At 65.3% G+C, this 16,060-nt stretch carries 16 protein-coding genes; 5 read left to right on the forward strand and 11 right to left on the reverse strand.

Features of this window, described 5'->3' with window-relative positions; genetic code table 11:
- Positions 1 to 59: 59 nt before the first annotated feature.
- From R2601_RS24645 to R2601_RS24675, 7 genes are all read right to left on the reverse strand, one after another.
- Entirely contained in the window at positions 60 to 1,370 is a 1,311-nt protein-coding gene (locus R2601_RS24645) for a TRAP transporter large permease (protein ID WP_007803821.1), read from the reverse strand.
- Positions 1,370 to 1,915, reverse strand: a complete 546-nt coding sequence (locus R2601_RS24650; protein ID WP_007803822.1) for a TRAP transporter small permease subunit — start codon at positions 1,913 to 1,915, stop codon at positions 1,370 to 1,372. The genes R2601_RS24645 and R2601_RS24650 overlap by 1 nt, the downstream gene beginning before the upstream one ends.
- Before the next feature lie 166 nt (positions 1,916 to 2,081).
- Positions 2,082 to 3,137 (reverse strand): type 2 periplasmic-binding domain-containing protein, encoded by a 1,056-nt coding sequence (locus R2601_RS24655; protein ID WP_007803823.1) that lies wholly within the window; start codon positions 3,135 to 3,137, stop codon positions 2,082 to 2,084.
- Between the two features lie 83 nt (positions 3,138 to 3,220).
- Positions 3,221 to 4,015: an aspartate dehydrogenase gene (locus R2601_RS24660; RefSeq protein WP_007803825.1), complete on the reverse strand. Its 795-nt coding sequence runs from the start codon at positions 4,013 to 4,015 to the stop codon at positions 3,221 to 3,223.
- Complete coding sequence (locus tag R2601_RS24665) at positions 4,012 to 4,962, reverse strand: 3-hydroxyacyl-CoA dehydrogenase (RefSeq protein ID WP_007803828.1); 951 nt, start codon at positions 4,960 to 4,962, stop codon at positions 4,012 to 4,014. The genes R2601_RS24660 and R2601_RS24665 overlap by 4 nt, the downstream gene beginning before the upstream one ends.
- A gap of 33 nt (positions 4,963 to 4,995) precedes the next feature.
- Positions 4,996 to 5,382: a cupin domain-containing protein gene (locus tag R2601_RS24670; RefSeq protein ID WP_040546106.1), complete on the reverse strand. Its 387-nt coding sequence runs from the start codon at positions 5,380 to 5,382 to the stop codon at positions 4,996 to 4,998.
- 354 nt (positions 5,383 to 5,736) lie between these two features.
- On the reverse strand, positions 5,737 to 6,459 hold the full coding sequence (locus R2601_RS24675; protein WP_007803832.1) for a GntR family transcriptional regulator: 723 nt from the start codon (positions 6,457 to 6,459) through the stop codon (positions 5,737 to 5,739).
- Positions 6,460 to 6,710: 251 nt separating this feature from the next.
- On the opposite strand from R2601_RS24675, the gene R2601_RS26850 reads away from it, so the two are divergent.
- A complete protein-coding gene (locus tag R2601_RS26850; protein WP_007803833.1) occupies positions 6,711 to 6,872 on the forward strand; it encodes a hypothetical protein in 162 nt (53 codons plus the stop codon).
- A 245-nt stretch (positions 6,873 to 7,117) separates the two neighbouring features.
- On the opposite strand, the gene R2601_RS24680 is transcribed toward R2601_RS26850, so the two are convergent.
- Positions 7,118 to 8,359 (reverse strand): urate hydroxylase PuuD, encoded by a 1,242-nt coding sequence (locus R2601_RS24680; protein WP_007803835.1) that lies wholly within the window; start codon positions 8,357 to 8,359, stop codon positions 7,118 to 7,120.
- Positions 8,360 to 8,526: 167 nt separating this feature from the next.
- Here R2601_RS24680 and R2601_RS24685 point away from each other — a divergent pair, with 167 nt between their 5' ends.
- Positions 8,527 to 9,438 (forward strand): LysR family transcriptional regulator, encoded by a 912-nt coding sequence (locus R2601_RS24685; RefSeq protein ID WP_007803836.1) that lies wholly within the window; start codon positions 8,527 to 8,529, stop codon positions 9,436 to 9,438.
- A 230-nt stretch (positions 9,439 to 9,668) separates the two neighbouring features.
- Here the strand turns inward: R2601_RS24685 and uraH are convergent, their stop codons facing one another.
- The gene (gene uraH, locus R2601_RS24690) at positions 9,669 to 10,025 is read right to left on the reverse strand and encodes a hydroxyisourate hydrolase (protein ID WP_007803838.1); all 357 of its coding nucleotides are present in this window, start codon (positions 10,023 to 10,025) and stop codon (positions 9,669 to 9,671) included.
- 146 nt (positions 10,026 to 10,171) lie between these two features.
- On the opposite strand from uraH, the gene puuE reads away from it, so the two are divergent.
- The 3 genes from puuE (at position 10,172) to R2601_RS24705 (ending at position 13,558) form a co-directional block, all read left to right on the forward strand.
- Positions 10,172 to 11,584, forward strand: coding sequence for an allantoinase PuuE (gene puuE, locus R2601_RS24695; RefSeq protein WP_040546068.1), 1,413 nt, complete (start codon positions 10,172 to 10,174; stop codon positions 11,582 to 11,584).
- 2 nt (positions 11,585 to 11,586) lie between these two features.
- Positions 11,587 to 12,066: an ureidoglycolate lyase gene (locus R2601_RS24700; protein ID WP_007803842.1), complete on the forward strand. Its 480-nt coding sequence runs from the start codon at positions 11,587 to 11,589 to the stop codon at positions 12,064 to 12,066.
- A gap of 67 nt (positions 12,067 to 12,133) precedes the next feature.
- Entirely contained in the window at positions 12,134 to 13,558 is a 1,425-nt protein-coding gene (locus R2601_RS24705; RefSeq protein WP_007803844.1) for a uracil-xanthine permease family protein, read from the forward strand.
- A 734-nt stretch (positions 13,559 to 14,292) separates the two neighbouring features.
- Here the strand turns inward: R2601_RS24705 and R2601_RS24710 are convergent.
- The gene (locus R2601_RS24710; protein ID WP_007803846.1) at positions 14,293 to 15,786 is read right to left on the reverse strand and encodes a nucleobase:cation symporter-2 family protein; all 1,494 of its coding nucleotides are present in this window, start codon (positions 15,784 to 15,786) and stop codon (positions 14,293 to 14,295) included.
- Between the two features lie 97 nt (positions 15,787 to 15,883).
- Complete coding sequence (locus R2601_RS27635; protein ID WP_007803848.1) at positions 15,884 to 16,018, reverse strand: hypothetical protein; 135 nt, start codon at positions 16,016 to 16,018, stop codon at positions 15,884 to 15,886.
- Positions 16,019 to 16,060 lie beyond the last annotated feature (42 nt).

The raw sequence follows: 16,060 nt of genomic DNA on the forward strand, positions 1-16,060 counted from the left end.
CGCGTGTCGGTCCTGTGTGTGAGGGGCGCTTGCGAGCGGTGGCCGGCGAGGGGCCCGGATCAGCCGTAGATCAGCTTCGGCATCCAGGTCGCCAGCTCGGGGAAGGTGATGACCAGCGCCAGCACGATGAGCTGGCAAATGATGAAGGGAATGACCCCCCAGTACATCTGCTTGAGCGTCATCGTCGGCGGGGCGATGGCCCTGAGATAGAAGATCGACGGCGCCATCGGCGGGGTCAGGTAGCTGGTCTGCAGCGTGATCAGGAACACGATGGAGAACCACAGCAGATCGACATCGTAGAGCTTCAGGATCGGCACCGAGATCGAGGTCATGATCAGCACGATCGAGGTCAGCTCGACGGCGAAGCCGAGGATGAAGGTAATGATCAGGATCAGCGCGATCACGCCGGCGGTGCCGAAGCCGAAGCTGTCGAGGAAGCCGCGGATCGCCATCATCCCGCCCGAGGCGAAGAGCACGCCCGAGAACATCACCCCGGCCAGCACGATGGCGAGGATCATCGCGGTCAGCGAGACGGTCTGCAGCGAGGCGTCGAGCACCATCTTGAAGCTCAGCTTGCCGTAGCAGAGCGCCAGGAACAGCACTCCGGCGGAGCCGCAGGCGGCGGCTTCGGTGGGCGTCGCGAGGCCGCTGAACAGCGTGCCCAGCACCAGCGCGATAAGCACCACCGGCGGCACCAGCGCCTTGAGCGTGAAGCGGATCTTCTCGCCCATCGTGAACGGGTCGGGATCGGTGTCGCGCGGCGCGAGCGAGGGTTTCAGCGTGGCCGAGACGATGATGTAGAGCGAGAACATCGCCGCCATCATCAGGCCGGGCACCAGGATGCCGGCCATGAGATCTCCGACCGGCAGGGTCATGATCGGCGCCAGAACGATCACCGGGATCGAGGGCGGGATCACCGTGCCCAACGAGCCGCCGGCGCAGATCGTGCCCGCGATCAGGGAATTGTCATACTTGCGCTTGAGCATGGCCGGGATCGCCAGCATGCCCACGAGCGTCTCGGTGGCGCCGACCACGCCCGAGGCGGCGGCGAAGATGGTGCACATGACCAGCGCCGCGATGGCGAGCCCGCCGGGCAGGCGCCGGGTCCACATGTAGATGGCATCGAACAGGCGCTCGGCGATGCCGGCGCGTTCGAGGATTGCGCCCATGAAAATGAAGAGGGGGATCGCGCCGAGAACGTAGTTGGAGGCCACCTCGTCCACGCGCTGCGCGAACTGGCGGAAGACGATCTCCTCGAAGCGGATGAAGCCGAAGACGCTGGCCACAAGGACCATCGAGAAGGCGATCGGAATGCCGAGCGCGATCAGGACGATCAGCGCCGGGAACATCAGAAGGACTGCATCACCCATCATGCCGCCCCCGCCTGCTCGTCGGTGGTGGCTTCGGGATGCTTTGGCGGGGTGCCGCCGAACAGCACCAGCAGCGCTTCGAGAAGCCGGCCAAAGACCTGCAGCGTGAACAGCGCAAAGCCGATGGTGTAGACCAGCCGGAACGGCCAGACCTGCGGGTTCCAGGCCGACAGGCCAGAGCCCTCGCCGGTGCGGTAGGTGCGCGCGACGCCTTCGCCCAGCGTGACGGTGAGCCAGACCAGAACGACGGTCATGCCGCCGAAGGCCACCACCTCGATCGCCGCATTGGCGCGCCTGGGCAGGATCGACGGCAGAATGTCGACATTCACATGCGCGTTGTTGCGCAGGCAGTAGGACAGCCCCAGTGTGAAGATCGCGCCCATGAGCATGTAGCTGATCTCGAAGGCCCACTGGGTCGGCGCCGCAAAGACGTAGCGGCTGACGACTTCGTAGACCATGGCGAAGACAAGGGGCACCAGCAGCAGGGCTGCGAGCCGCCCTGTCCAGAGCGAGATGGTTTCGATGAGTGAGATCAGGGTCCTCAAGGTGTGCTCCCCTGGGCATTGCTCGGCGTGGTGGGCACGCAGCGGCGCGCCGACCGCGTCGGGACGCGGATGGAAACGCCAGCGGACGGACCGCCAGCGAAGGTATTGTCATGGTGGGGCGGTGTCCGGCGCGCCAGGAATGGGCGCGCCGGGGGAGCGCTGAAACTTAGCGCGAACCGGGAGCGAAGCGGAACTCCGAGAGGCCCGACAGACCTTCGAGGAAGGCGGATTGGTCCTCGAAGACGCGCTTGAACCACTCGTTCTCGGCGGATTGCTCGGTCGCCCATTCGTTGGACGCTTCGGTGGCCGCTTCGACGAGGCTCTGGTCGATCTGCACCATCTCGACCGGCGACTCTTCCTTGAGCTTCTCGAACGCGACGAGGTCGTTCTCGGCATAGCCGAGATAGGTGTCGAGCATGGTCAGGCGCCCGGCGATTTCCATCAGCGCCTTGTCGCCATCCGAGATCTTGTCCCAGGCGGCTTCGTTGAAGATGCAGTCATGCACGGCGGCGCGCGAGTGCACGCCCGGCATCATCATGTAGGGTGCGATCTTGTCGAAGCCTTCCTGCATGTTCCCGCCGGGGCCGCCCCATTCGATCGCGTCGACGACCTGGCGCTCAAGCGCCGAGAACACCTCGGAGCCGGGCAGGGTCACGGTCGACACGCCCAGCTTGGGGGCGATCTCGGCCCAGGCCGAGGAGGTGCGAAGCTTCAGTCCCTGCAGATCCTCGGGCGTCTGCACCTTCTTGTGCGAGTGCATGAAGACCTCGGTTTCGGTCACGCCGCAGGGGATGGCGACCACGTCGAACACGTCGGCGCGCCACTCTTTCCACAGCTCCAGACCGTTGCCGTTGTAGAGCCACATCATGTACTCCTCAGGCGTCGGGCCGCCCGGCCAGCCGCCGAACAGCGCGCTGGTACGGTCGACCGACCAGTCGTAGCCGCCCCAGGCGTGGCCCATGTCGGCGATGCCCATCTGAACGGTCTCGGTCACGTCGAGCGCCGGGCCGAGCGCGCCGGCAGGGAAGACGTTGATGGTGACGCGGCCTTCGGTCAGGTCCGCGACGTTCTCGGCGTAGCTGTTGGCGCCGATCTCGAGCCAGTGGCCGCCGGCCCAGGGGGTGGCCATGCTCAGCTCGACGGTGTCCTGAGCTGCAGCGCCGGTTGCGGCAAGGCCGACGGCAAGGGCCGCGGAGGCGGTGGTTTTCGCCAGTGTCTTCATGGTTTGGATCTCCTGTTGGGGTCGTTGCTTATGATTTTGATCTTGGTGCGGCGGGCCATCCGGCGACGGCCCGGCCGGAGGCGTCACTGCAGCGCCTCGAAGCGACGCAGCGTGGCCGCGACCAGGCTGTAGGCGGTGATCGCGGAGGTCTTGGGATTTGACGGATCGGGCATGTTGCAAAAGCTCATCGTGCTTGTGCCCAATGGCCCCGAGACGACGATCTCGTGGGTGTTGCGCGCCACCGCCGGATCGGCGACCACCCGCACGCGCACGCGGTCGAACCCGGCGGCAAGGGCGATGGTGAGCCCGGCATTGAGGTTGCGCGGGTAGCGTGCGGCCGCCTCACGGGCATTGCCCTCGTAGAGGCTGACCTCGCCCCGGCTCGCGGCCTCGGTCTGGCCCATCGCCTCGAGCTCGGCGCTCCATGCGGCGGGCGGCTTGCGCGAGACATAGGTGACGGTGGTCTCGGGATGCAGGGCTGCGGCGGCGATATGGTCGAGCCCGCCGACCGCACCCGCAGGCACCACGAGGCGGCTGCCGGTCTCGCTGCAGATCGCAAGGATCCGATCCAGAAGGGCGCTGTCCTGCAACGCGCCGACGGAGGCTGCGACAACATCGATGCCCTGCCCGAGACACGCGGGCGCGGTCTGCGCGAAGGCCTCGGCTGAGGCGGCCTCGATCACCACGTCGGGCCCCCAGGCCAGCAGCGCGTCGGCATCGGCCAGCGCCTCGGCACCAACGGGCAGGTCGGCGGGCGCGCTGCGCGTCAGCACGCCAAGCGCGACGGAGGCCGGCAGCAGGGCGGCGACCGAGCGGCCGATGGCGCCAAAGCCGATCAGACCGACCTTCAGGGGTGTGTCTCGACCGGCCATGGTCATGCCCGGTCCACGCTGCCGCGCTCCGCCTTCAGCGCCCGGAGGGCGAGGATGGATTCATCGCGCCACGCCACCTTCTCGGGGAGCGCCTCAAGCGGGATGCGGCTGCGGGCATAGTCGTCCAGCGTGTCGATGGTTTCGGGCGGCAGCACGTCGCCCAGCCCGTACTCCCTGCCGCGGTCGCGAGCCAGGAAGCCGTAGCGCTCGAGGTATTGGCGAATGCCCCCGGGAGCGTTCAGGTCCACCCCTTCGAACGGGCCGAGGAAGGCCCAGCGAAGGCCGAACCCCTCGCTGATGATGGCATCGATGTCGCGGGCGTCGATCAGGTCTTCGCGCAGCAGAGTCAGCATTTCGACAAGCAGCGCCGCCTGCATGCGGTTCAGGACGAAGCCCTCGACTTCCTTCTTGATACGCACCGGAATCTGGCCGCATTCGCGCATGAAGGCGGTGGTGCGCTCACTGACCTCGGCGGAGGTGAACGGGGCGGGGCAGATCTCGGTCACCGGCAGCAGATGCGGCGGCGTCGCCGGGTGCACGATGATGCAGCGGTCGCGGCAGGCAAGATCCGAGGCGAAATGCGACACCGGAAAGCTCGACGTCGTGCTGGCAAGGATCGCCTCCGGCTCGGCAGCGTCGTTCAGCGCCGCGAAGATCTGCCTCTTGCTGTCGAGATTTTCCACGATGCACTCGTGCACGAAGTCGGCCCCCGCCACGGCAGCCTCGAGCGTGTCGTGCAGGGTGATCCTGGCGAGCACATCCTGCACGGTCTCGCCGTCGCGGAGTAGCGAGGCCGAGCTTGCGAGGCTGCTTTCCAAACGCTGCATCGCGCTGTCGCGAAACGCCTCGCTGCGCTCGTAGATCGCGACGTCGCACCCGGAGCGGGCGTATACAATCGCCCAGGATGCACCAATGACGCCGGACCCCAGGATCGCGATTTTTCTGACGGTCATCCGGTCTGATCCCTGCTCGTGCACGCTCACCGCTCAGGCTTTCGGCGAATAGCGGCGCGACAGCTCGGCGCGATCTTCGTAGCTGGCCTCGAAAACGGCCGCCGCGAGGGTGGCGCGCACATGCAGGATATCCTCGCCGATGTTCTTGAAACCGTGCATCGCACCACGAGGGATCAGAACCGACTGGTTCGCGGTCACGATCATCGTTTCGTCGTCGAGCCAGATTTCCGCTGTTCCGCCAATCACTTCCAGCACTTCTTCGACCGCGTGCTCATGGATTGGTGCGCCGAGGCCTTTGTCGCACCACTGCTCGAAGATGCACAGTTGATAGGCGCCGTTGAGCGCCGAGACCCGCATCTCGGTGCGAACGCCGTCGCGCCAGAGTTCGGTTTCGGACGGGTCGTGCTTGAGAACGGTCATCATGTCTTTCCTTCGGGTGTGTCTGCCTTGGCTCGGCACGACGAGTCTTTGTTTGCGGGTCGGGCGCGTCCCGCTCGCGGCTTGACGCTGGCAGGCGAACGAGGTCCGACCGTTGGGCTGACGCTACATTTTATACAATCCTGGGGAAGAGATTCGGGGGCGTCCGTCGAAAAGAACAGGTTAAATGCAGGTTTTTGAGCAAATTTTAGGCAAGTAGCGGCGTGCTTGCAGAGCTTCGCGACGCAAATTGCCGTTCCGCCGGCCAGGGCGCAGCTGTTTTGCCGCCACGAAGGATCAAGCGCGCAGGAGGCGCGAGCGCTCAAAGCATCGCGTTGCAGGAGGCATGTGTCGCTGTCAGCGCCGATTTCCCAGGACGACCAGCAGCTCGTCACGGGCCAGAAGGATATGCTCTGCCATCACCCGTCGGGCCTCGTGCACGTCGCGTTCGGCGCAGGCGCGCAGCAGCTTGCGGTGTTCGATATCCGCGCCTTCCTTGGTGCGCTCCGTCAGGCTCATGTGCATGCGCACGTAGCGCCCGCCGCTACGGTGCAGGTTGTGGATGATGCGCAGGGTGCGCTCGCGCCGGGCCGGCTCGAGCAAGGTCCGGTGAAACAGCCAGTTCTGTTCGCCCCATTCGCGTGCGTCCACGATCTTTCCGCCTTTTCCTTCCAATCTATCAAGCACTTCTCGCGCATCAGACAGATGCTGGCGCTTCATGAGCGGGATCGCACGCATGATGAGATCCGACTCCAGCATCGCCCGGAGATCGAATTCCTCGCTGATCTCCGCGAGTGACAGCTTGGAGACGGTATAGCCCCGGTTGGCCTGCTGGCGGACAAGCCCCTCGCCCTCGAGCTGCAGAAGCGCTTCGCGAACGGGGATGCGGCTGGCGCCGTAGCGGCTTGCCAGCTGGTCCTGTCGGAGAGCGGTGCCCTCGATAAGTGCGCCGGAGAGAATGTCTTCGCGCAGGCTGTCGAGGATGCGGGCGTGCAGGGTCGGATAGCTGGCGCGCGGCGTGCCGGTGTCGGCCTCAAGGATGGGCGCCCCGTGAGGGGTCGCGGTCTTGGGTTGCTTCATCCCCGTGGTGCTCCCGAATAATCCTGCGACCGACGTGGCGGCAGAATTATTTTATACAATATTTGTTGCGCGGGTCCACTCAACTTCGTATCCGCCATTCCATGGTCACCGGGGTGGGCGCCAGCTCTGAAGCGCAGACGGCGCAGAGTCTCGGAACCGGCAGGACTGTCCACCCAAGAGCAGGCTCGCTAGAGACTGGCCGGAAGTCAGTGCCCCGGCGTGGTACCCCCTTGAGATAAGGAGACCCACGCATGAGCATCGACAAAGATCTTCTGCAGGCGCTGACCCCGGCCTTGACAGAGCGTGCCCTGAGCGCCGAGGTCGATGACCAGCTAATCGAGGAGCGAGCGGAACCGCAGGCGGAAAGGGCATCTCAGGCTGCAAACCGGCGCAATCGGTACCCTGCAACCTGACAGAGCCATCGCGCCCCCGTTGTCATCACGGCCCATAAACGGTCTGACCGGCAATTGCGCCCGCTGCCGCCGTAAGCTTCTGGCTGCGAGAGGCCGAGAGCCCCGGGCACATCGTGGCGCCTTTGTTGCGTGCGAGGCGTGGTGCGTGAGTTCCGCGGGGGTGGTCATCACGTGGTGTGGGGGGCTGACCCTTCGGGTGAGTGCCGCCCGGCTTTCTTGCGGTCGCGTGGGATCGCGATCGAGCCTCAGCCCTCGTCGCCGCCGGTCGCGTCGCGGTACCACGTGACAATCTGGCGGCGTGCCTCCGGGTCCATCTGGATTGCGTTGGGCGGCGGCATGGCGTGGGTGCGTCCGGCCTGCAGGTAGATCTGGTCAGCATGGCGCGCGACATCGGCCTCTGTCTCCAGCACGACGCCCTTGGGCGGCCAGTGCATCCCGTCCCACGACGGCTCCCGACCGTGGCACATCGAACAGTTTCCCACCACGGCGAAATAGGCGTCTTCGAACGTCTCTGCCGAGGCGAATTTCTCTTCGTAGGGCGTCAGCGCGCGGGCCTCGCTTTCCTCGTAGGTGTCCAGGCCGGGAACGGTCGACAGCCAGGCGATGGCGATCATGATCCCCACGGTGACTGGCCAGGTCCAGGTCGGTCCCGTGCCGGTGCGATGCATGGTGTTGAAGTAGTGCCGGATCGTGACCCCGGTGAGAAAGATCAGCGACGCGATGATCCAGGCATACTGCGTGCCGAAGGCGAGCGGGTAGTGGTTTGCCAGCATCAGAAAGACGACGGGCAGCGTCAGGTAGTTGTTGTGGGTCGAGCGGACCTTGGCGATCTTGCCGTATTTCGGGTCGGGCTTGCGTCCTGCCTTCAGGTCGGCGACGACGATGCGCTGGTTCGGCATGATCTGGAAGAACACGTTGCCGGTCATGATCGTCGCGGTAAAGGCGCCCAGGTGCAGCAGCGCCGCGCGCCCGGTGAAGATCTGGTGATAACCCCAGGACATCGCCACGAGGATGACAAACAGCAGCAGCATCAGCAGCGTGGGCCTCTCGGCCAGCTTCGACTTGCACATCGCATCATAGGCCAGCCAGCCGATGGTCAGCGAGCCTCCCGAGATCACGATGCCCTGCCACAGGGCAAGATCCGCCTTGCTCGGGTCGATCAGAAACAGATTGCCGCCGACCCAGTAGATGATCATCAGAAGCGCCGCACCCGAGAGCCACGTCGTGTAGCTTTGCCATTTGTGCCAGGTGAGATGCTCGGGCATCTCAGAGGGCGCCACCAGATACTTCACCGTGTGGTAGAAGCCGCCGCCATGCACCTCCCATTCCTCGCCATGCGCCCCGTCGGGAAGGGCGGGGTTGGGCTTCAGCATCAGGTCGAGCGCGATGAAGTAGAAGGAGGCGCCGATCCAGGCCATGGCGGTGATGACATGCAGCCAGCGGACGGAAAAGGCGATCCAGTCCCAGATGATGGCAAAGTCGTACATGTGGTCCTCCGGGGTGTTGCGGGTCGCGCTGAGAGTAGCGGACACGTTTTTTCTTTGCTATTCGCAGGAAAGACCAAGCAGCATCAAAATATTCCGAAGAATGGGTGGCCTGTCCCCCAGCCGACCCTGAGGGATGCCGCTTCAAACAGGAAACCGGAAAGGTCGCCATGTCCTATTTCGACAACATCCGCACCTTTGTCCGTGTCTACGAATTGGGCAGCATGTCGGCTGCGGGCCGGGATCTGCGCATTTCCTCGGCGGTGACGTCCTCGCGGATCTCGCAGCTCGAAGAGCACCTGGGCGTGCGGTTGTTCCAGCGCACCACGCGCAGCCTGTCGCCCACCGAGCACGGGCAGAGTTTCTACCGCGGCGCGACGGAGATCCTGGACGCGGTGGAGAGCGCCGAGGCCCAGATCGTCAACGTGACCGAACATCTGAAGGGCGCGCTCTATGTGGCGGCGCCCCTGGGGGTCGGGCGGAGGTTGATCGCGCCGCAAGTGCCCCTGTTTCTGGCGGAATACCCGGATGTCTCGGTGCGGCTGCGACTGACCGACCGCAAGGTGGACCTGACGACGGAGGGGCTCGACCTTGCCTTCTTTCTAGGCCAGCCCGAGGACAGCAACCTGCGCATCCGCAAGATCGCCGACGTGCCGCGCGTCCTCTGCGCCTCGCCCGAGTATGTGGCGCGGCGCGGCATGCCCGACGATGGCGACGCGCTGCTGGCGGACCGGCACGAATGCATCAACCTGCGCTTTCCGGGCGCCGCGGAGTTTCAGTGGCGACTTCTGACACCCGACGGCCCCAGGCGCTTTGCCGTCACGGGGCGCTACGAGTCGGATGACGGCGACGTTTTGACAGACTGGGCGCTTGGCGGGCACGGGATCGTTCTGAAGCCGGTCTTCGAGGTGGCCGAGCACCTCAAATCCGGCGCTTTGGTGCCGGTGGCGGAGAAGACCCCGCCCGAGCCGGTGCAGATGGCGTGTCTGTTCACCCACCGGCGGCGGCAGGATCCCAAGACGCGCATCTTCATGGAGTTCGTGATCGACCGGATCGGCGCGGCGTTCCGGCAGCCGGTCTAGGGCCGGCGACCGGATCAGCGGTGCAGCGACCAGCCTTTCCCTCAGGCGATGATGCGCGCGCCACACCCGGTCCTGGGTGGCCGGTCTGTCTTTGCGCAAAACTCGTTGGAAAGAGCACCTGACCTGCCATGCGTCGCCCACGGCCCGTCAGCGGGAGAAGTTGGGCATGGCCCATGCGCGTCGGTGGCGTTTCGGCACGCCGGTGTCGCGAAGACCCAGGCGTACGCGTCTCAGCTCCCCCGGTAGGTGCTCATGCCGTAGGCCGAGAGCAACAGCGGCACGTGGTAGTGGGCTTCGGCATCCGACATGCCGAAGCGGATCGGTACCTCGTCCAGGAACAGGATGTCTCCGTCCGCCTGACCGGTCGCCCGCAGGTAATCGCCGGCAAAGAAGACCAGCTCGAAGGTGCCGGTCTCGAAGCGTTCGGCGGGCAGGATCGGCGCGTCTGTCCGGCCATCCGCATTCGTCACCGTCTCTGCGATCCTTTCGTGCGAATTGCCCGAGACACGGTAGAGCGCGATGCGGACGCCTTCTGCCGGGCAGCCGCGCGCCGTATCAAGGACGTGTGTGGTCAGATATCCGCTCATGTCTCGATCTCCAGATGGGTTTGCCTCTTCATACGCGCCCCGCCGCAGCCCGCAAACTCGCTGTCGTTTGAGGCACCTTCGCATTCTTTTTGATAATGCCCGCGACTTTTCTGGAATATGACATGATGAAACCGGAGGTGAGAGACTTGCAGCGTTATCCCAGAGACATGGCGGGCTACGGCCCCCGCATCCCGCAGGCGAACTGGCCCGGTGGCGCGAAGATCGCCGTGCAGATTGTGCTGAATTACGAAGAGGGCGGCGAGAACAACATCCTGCACGGGGATGCGGCGTCCGAGGGCTTCCTGTCCGAGATCACCGGTGCGCAGCCATGGCCCGGCCAGCGGCACTGGAACATGGAAACGATCTATGAATACGGCAGCCGCGCCGGGTTCTGGCGGGTCCACGCGTTGCTGAAGGACATCCCAATCACTGTCTACGGCGTCGCCACCGCACTGGCCCGCGCGCCCGAGCAGGTGAAGGCGATGAAGGATGCGGGCTGGGAGATCGCGTCGCACGGCCTCAAGTGGGTCGAACACAAGGACATGCCTGCCGAGGAGGAGCGCGCGCAGATCCGCGAAGCGATCCGCCTGCACACCGAAGTGGTGGGGACGCCGCCGCGCGGGTGGTACACCGGGCGCTGTTCGATGAACACGATCCCGTTGGCCGCGGAGGAGGGCGACTTCGCCTATATCGCCGACAGTTATTCCGACGACCTGCCGTACTGGACGCGCGCCGGCGACAAAAACCAGCTGATCGTGCCCTACACCATGGACTGCAACGACATGCGCTTTGCCATTCAGGCGGGGTATACCCGAGGCGACGACTTCGAGGCGATGATCCGCGACGCCTTCGACGTGCTCTACGCCGAAGGTCAGGCGGGCGCGCCCAAGATGATGTCGATCGGGTTGCATTGCCGCCTGATCGGGCGCCCGAGCCGGATGGCCGCGCTGAAGCGCGTGATGGATTATATGCAGGGGCATGAGGGCGTCTGGTTCGCCACCCGCGAGCAGATCGCCGACCATTGGGCCGCCGAGCATCCGGCGCCATCGGGCGTGACGCCCTCGCAGATGGACCGCGAGCGCTTCGTGGCCGAATTCGGCGGCATCTTCGAGCATAGCCCGTGGATCGCCGAGGGCGCGCATGCACTGGAGCTGGGCACCTACAGCGACAGTGCCGCAGGGGTGCATAACGCCCTTGCGCGGGTCTTCCGGTCGGCCACCGAGGACCAGAGGCTGGGCGTGCTGACCGCGCACCCGGACCTTGCGGGAAAACTCGCCGCCGCCGGACGGCTGACAGCCGAGTCGACCTCGGAGCAGGCGGGCGCAGGGCTCGACATGCTGACCGATGAGGAGCGCGAGACGTTTCAGCGGCTGAACAGCGACTATGTCGACCGGCACGGTTTCCCCTTCATCATCGCGGTGAAGGACAACACCAAGGCCAGTATCCTCGAGGCCTTCCACCGCCGCATCGGCAACGACCGCGCCACCGAGTTCGCCGAGGCCTGCCGTCAGGTCGAACGCATCGCCGAACTGCGCCTGATCGAGAAGTTGGGCGCGTGAGTATGATCCGCATCCAGCCCCTGACGGCCGAGGCCTTTGCCCCCTACGGCGAGGTTCTGGATACCGCGGGCGCGCCCGACAAGCTGATCAATCAGGGCCTTTGCGGTCGCTACCATGACCGCGCCACGCTGGATTTCACCCAGGAGGGCAGCGCGGGCATCAGCCTGTTCAAGGCAGAGCTGCGCGCGCTTCCGTACACGCTCGATATGATGGAGCGGCACCCGCTGGGCTCTCAGGCTTTCCTGCCGATGTCGATGGACGCGTTTCTGGTCATCGTTGCGCCGGATGTTGCCGGAAAACCGGGCACGCCGCGCGCATTCCGCACCGCCGAAGGGCAGGGGATCAATTTCCATCGAAACACGTGGCACGGGGTTTTGACCCCGCTCTCCGGTCCCGGCCTCTTTGCCGTGATCGACCGGATCGGCGGGGAGGAGAACCTGCAGGAGCACTGGTTCGGGACCCCCTACACGATCGACGCCTGACCGGGCGACAACCAATGGGCCGTCGGAAGAGGAGCCGGCACCCGCACGCCAGAGGGAGGAAAGACGCATGGCAGACACATCCATCGGGACACCCGAGCAGCTACGGGATCCGAATTACACCCCGCCGATGATCAAGGCCGTGCCGCTGGGCATCCAGCACGTGCTGGCCATGTTCGTCTCGAACGTGACCCCCGCGATCATCGTCTGCGGGGCGGCGGGATTTGGCTTCGGATCGAACAGTCCGGACTTCCCGCAGATGATCTACATGATCCAGATGTCGATGTTCTTTGCCGGCATCGCGACGCTGTTCCAGTCCATCGGGATCGGGCCGGTGGGCGCGCGCCTGCCCATCGTGCAGGGCACGTCCTTCGCCTTCATTCCGATCATGATCCCGCTGGTCGCCGGCAAGGGCGTCGATGCCATCGCGGTGCTGATGGGCGGCATCGTGGCGGGCGGTTTGTTCCACACCTTCCTGGGCCTCTTCATCGGGCGCCTGCGCTTTGCCCTGCCGCCGCTGGTGACGGGCCTCGTGGTCACCATGATCGGCCTCGCTCTGGTCAAGGTCGGCATCCAGTACGCCGCCGGAGGGGTGCCCGCCATCGGCACGCCGGAATATGGCTCGGGACTGAACTGGCTGATGGCCGGAACCGTGATCGTGGTGACGCTGGGGCTGAAGTTTTTCGCCCGCGGGATGCTGTCGGTCTCGGCGGTTCTGGTGGGCCTGCTTGTGGGCTACGCGCTGGCCTTTGCCCTGGGCCAGGTGAACTTGGGCAATGTCGGGACCGCCGCCCCCTTCGCCCTGCCCAACCCGCTGCATTTCGGGCTGGAGTTCACGGTGGCGGCGGTCATCGGCTTCTGCGCGATGTCCTTCGTCTCCGCGGTGGAAACCGTGGGGGATGTCAGCGGCATCACCAAGGGCGGCGCGGGCCGCGAGGCGACCGATGACGAGATCCAGGGCGCGACCTTCGCGGACGGGATCGGAACGGCGATCTCGGGCCTGTTCGGAGCGCTGCCCAACACCTCGTTCAGTCAGAACGTCGGGCTGATCGCCATGACGGGCGTCATGAGCCGCACCGTCGTGACCATCGGCGCGGTGTTCCTGATCATCTGCGGCCTCCTGCCCAAGATCGGTGCGGTGATTTCCTCGGTCCCGATCGAGGTGCTGGGCGGCGGCGTGATCGTGATGTTCGGCATGGTGGTTGCGGCGGGCATCTCGATGCTGTCGGACGTGCATTGGAACCGCCGCAACATGGTGATCTTTGCCATCGCCCTGTCGCTGGGTCTGGGCCTGCAGCTGGAACCGGACGCGCTGCAATACCTGCCCGGAACGGCAAAGGTGCTGGCGACCTCGGGTATCCTGCCCGCAGCGCTCATCGCCATCGTGCTCAACCTGATGCTGCCCGAGGAGCTGTCGGACGAAGCGACCGAGGAAGTGTCGGGCGGGATGGCCGGTCACGGACAGGGCTCCTATGCAAAGGACGAACGCGCCTGACAAGGACGTTGGGTCCGAAAAGCCCCGGCACGTTCGCTGGATCAATATGGAAAAGGGCGACCACATGCGTCGCCCTTTTTTGTGTTTTCGCAGGCTCCTGGGCGAGGATGCAGGGACGAACGACGCCGGCGCCGGGTCGACGCAAAAATGCGACCTGCGAAACGGCTGGACCGGGAGCGCATGAGGCCAGGAACGCGTCTGCGTAAGGCTGCAGGACACCAGCTGCGGATCGTTGTCCCGACGGGAGGCGCGGCGTTTAGCATAGCCATCACGAAGGCGGTGAATTGGATCTGGTCGAGGCAAACCCTGCTCTCGCCATCCGGCGATTCCCGCACGAACGTTCGGCCAGCTCCATCGCACGGAGCCCGATGCGCGCCATGGCATTCCGGTCTTCGAGGCGATCGTCAGTGCTGCCGTCTCGCCCCCTGAGCCTGCCTGCCAGTCCGACCCATCTCGCACCGGGCGGGTCTCGTCAGTGGGGTGCCCCGCGCCGTATGCGCAAGGCCAAGCATGGCGAAGACGGCGCCCCCCGCATGAACACGCCTTGTTCCCGAGCGGCGCTCGCGTGGACCAACCATCGTTGCAGGATGTGCTCTCACCATGCCCGTAGCCGCACCGAGGCCGGCGATCTTCATTCTGATCCGTGGCGCACGCGAGGGCTCGTGACCGTTGGCGCGTCATGGAAAAGGACCCTTGCGGGGCCCTTTCCTCTGATCTGCCGCAGAGGGCGCGCCTCAGTGGCCGCCTTCCGCCTGCATGGCGGCATACCGAAGATCTTCCTCGCTCATCTCGCGCGCGCCGTTGAACACCATGTTCAGCCCGACGGCGGAGATCGATGCCAGAAGGATGCCCGAGTCGATCAGCGGCTCGATCGCATGTGGCAGCCACATCGAGAAGTGCGGCGCGATCAACGGGATCATCCCCATGCCCAGAGAGATGGCGACGATCAGCCCGTTATAGCGGTTCACCTTGAAATCGACGCCGCCCAGAATGCGGACGCCGGTGGCGGCGACCATACCGAACATCACCAGTCCCGCACCGCCCAGCACCGCGACCGGCAGTGCCTCGACCAGAGCGCCCATCTTGGGCACGAGGCCCAGAACGATCATGATCGCGCCGCCCATCACGCAAACGTAGCGCGAGCGGATGCCGGTCACCCCCACGAGGCCCACGTTCTGGCTGAACGAGGTATAGGGGAAGGTGTTGAACAACCCGCCGATCAGGGTGCCCAGACCGTCGGTGCGCAGGCCGGCAGACAGCGAGGGCCGCTCGATCTCCCGACCGCAGATGTCGCCAAGGGCCAGGAACATGCCGGTGGACTCGATCATCACCACGATCATCACCAGCGTCATGGTCAGGATCATGACCGGATCAAAGATCGGCAGGCCGAAGTGGAAGGGCGTGACCAGTTCGAACCAGTCGGCCCTGCCCACATGATCGAAGTGCATCAGCCCGAGGCTGGCCGCCAGCGAGGCGCCCACGATGATGCCCAGCAGGACGGAGATATTGGCAAAGAAGCCGCGGGCGTATTTCATCACGAGGATGATCGTGGTCAGAACCACGGCGGATATCGTCATGTTCAGCGGCGTCGCGTAGTTCACGTTATCGACCGTCGGCGCCAGTGTCAGCCCTTCGGGTATCGCGGGAAGGGCGCCTTCGGGCAGGGCGGCAAGCGACTGCAGCCAGTCGGCATGGGCAGGGTCCACGATCTGCGGCGCAGTCGCACCGACTGGCACGCCGAAGATCCAGTTGATGCCCACGCGCATCAACGTGACGCCGATCACCAGAATGATCGTGCCGGTGACGACCGGGGGAAAGAAACGCAGCATCCGGCTGACCAGCGGCGCGATCAGCATTGCGATGATCCCGGCGCCCATGATCGCCCCGAAGATCATCCGCGCGCCCTCGGTCCCCGGGTTGCTGGCGGCGATCGAGACCATCGGGCCGACCGAGGCAAAGGTGACCCCCATCATGACCGGCATCCTAATGCCGAACCATTTCGTGGCACCCATCGACTGGATGATCGTCACCAGACCGCAGACGAAGAGGTCGGCGGAGATCAGAAAGGCCACCTCCTCCGGGGTCAGTTGCAAGACGCGGCCGACGATCAGCGGGACCGCGATGGCGCCGGCGTACATGACCAGGACGTGTTGCAAGCCAAGCGTGAACAGCTTGCCCGCGGGCAGTTTTTCGTTGACGGGATCGACCGTCATCGTCGTATCAGTCATCTCTCCTCCTCCTTGATGTGCCGCCGTTGCGACGGCGTCTCCGGGGCCAGGGCTGTCGTGCCTCGGCTCCGATGTTGCCAATTCCCCGAGCGGCGGGTCAGTGCGAGATCACCGCCACGAGGGTGCGCTTGGTGGTGTCGCCGGTGGCCAGCGCCGGATCCGTGGCGATCTCGGTCACGGCGTCGGCCATGCCGGGCGCAAAGGAGCGGCTGAGGTCGCGCGCCGGCGCCATGGGCTCGGTCGGGCAGATCGCAAGTGTGCCGGGACGCGAAAG

Source organism: Salipiger bermudensis HTCC2601, assembly GCF_000153725.1.
Classification (GTDB): Bacteria; Pseudomonadota; Alphaproteobacteria; order Rhodobacterales; family Rhodobacteraceae; genus Salipiger; species Salipiger bermudensis.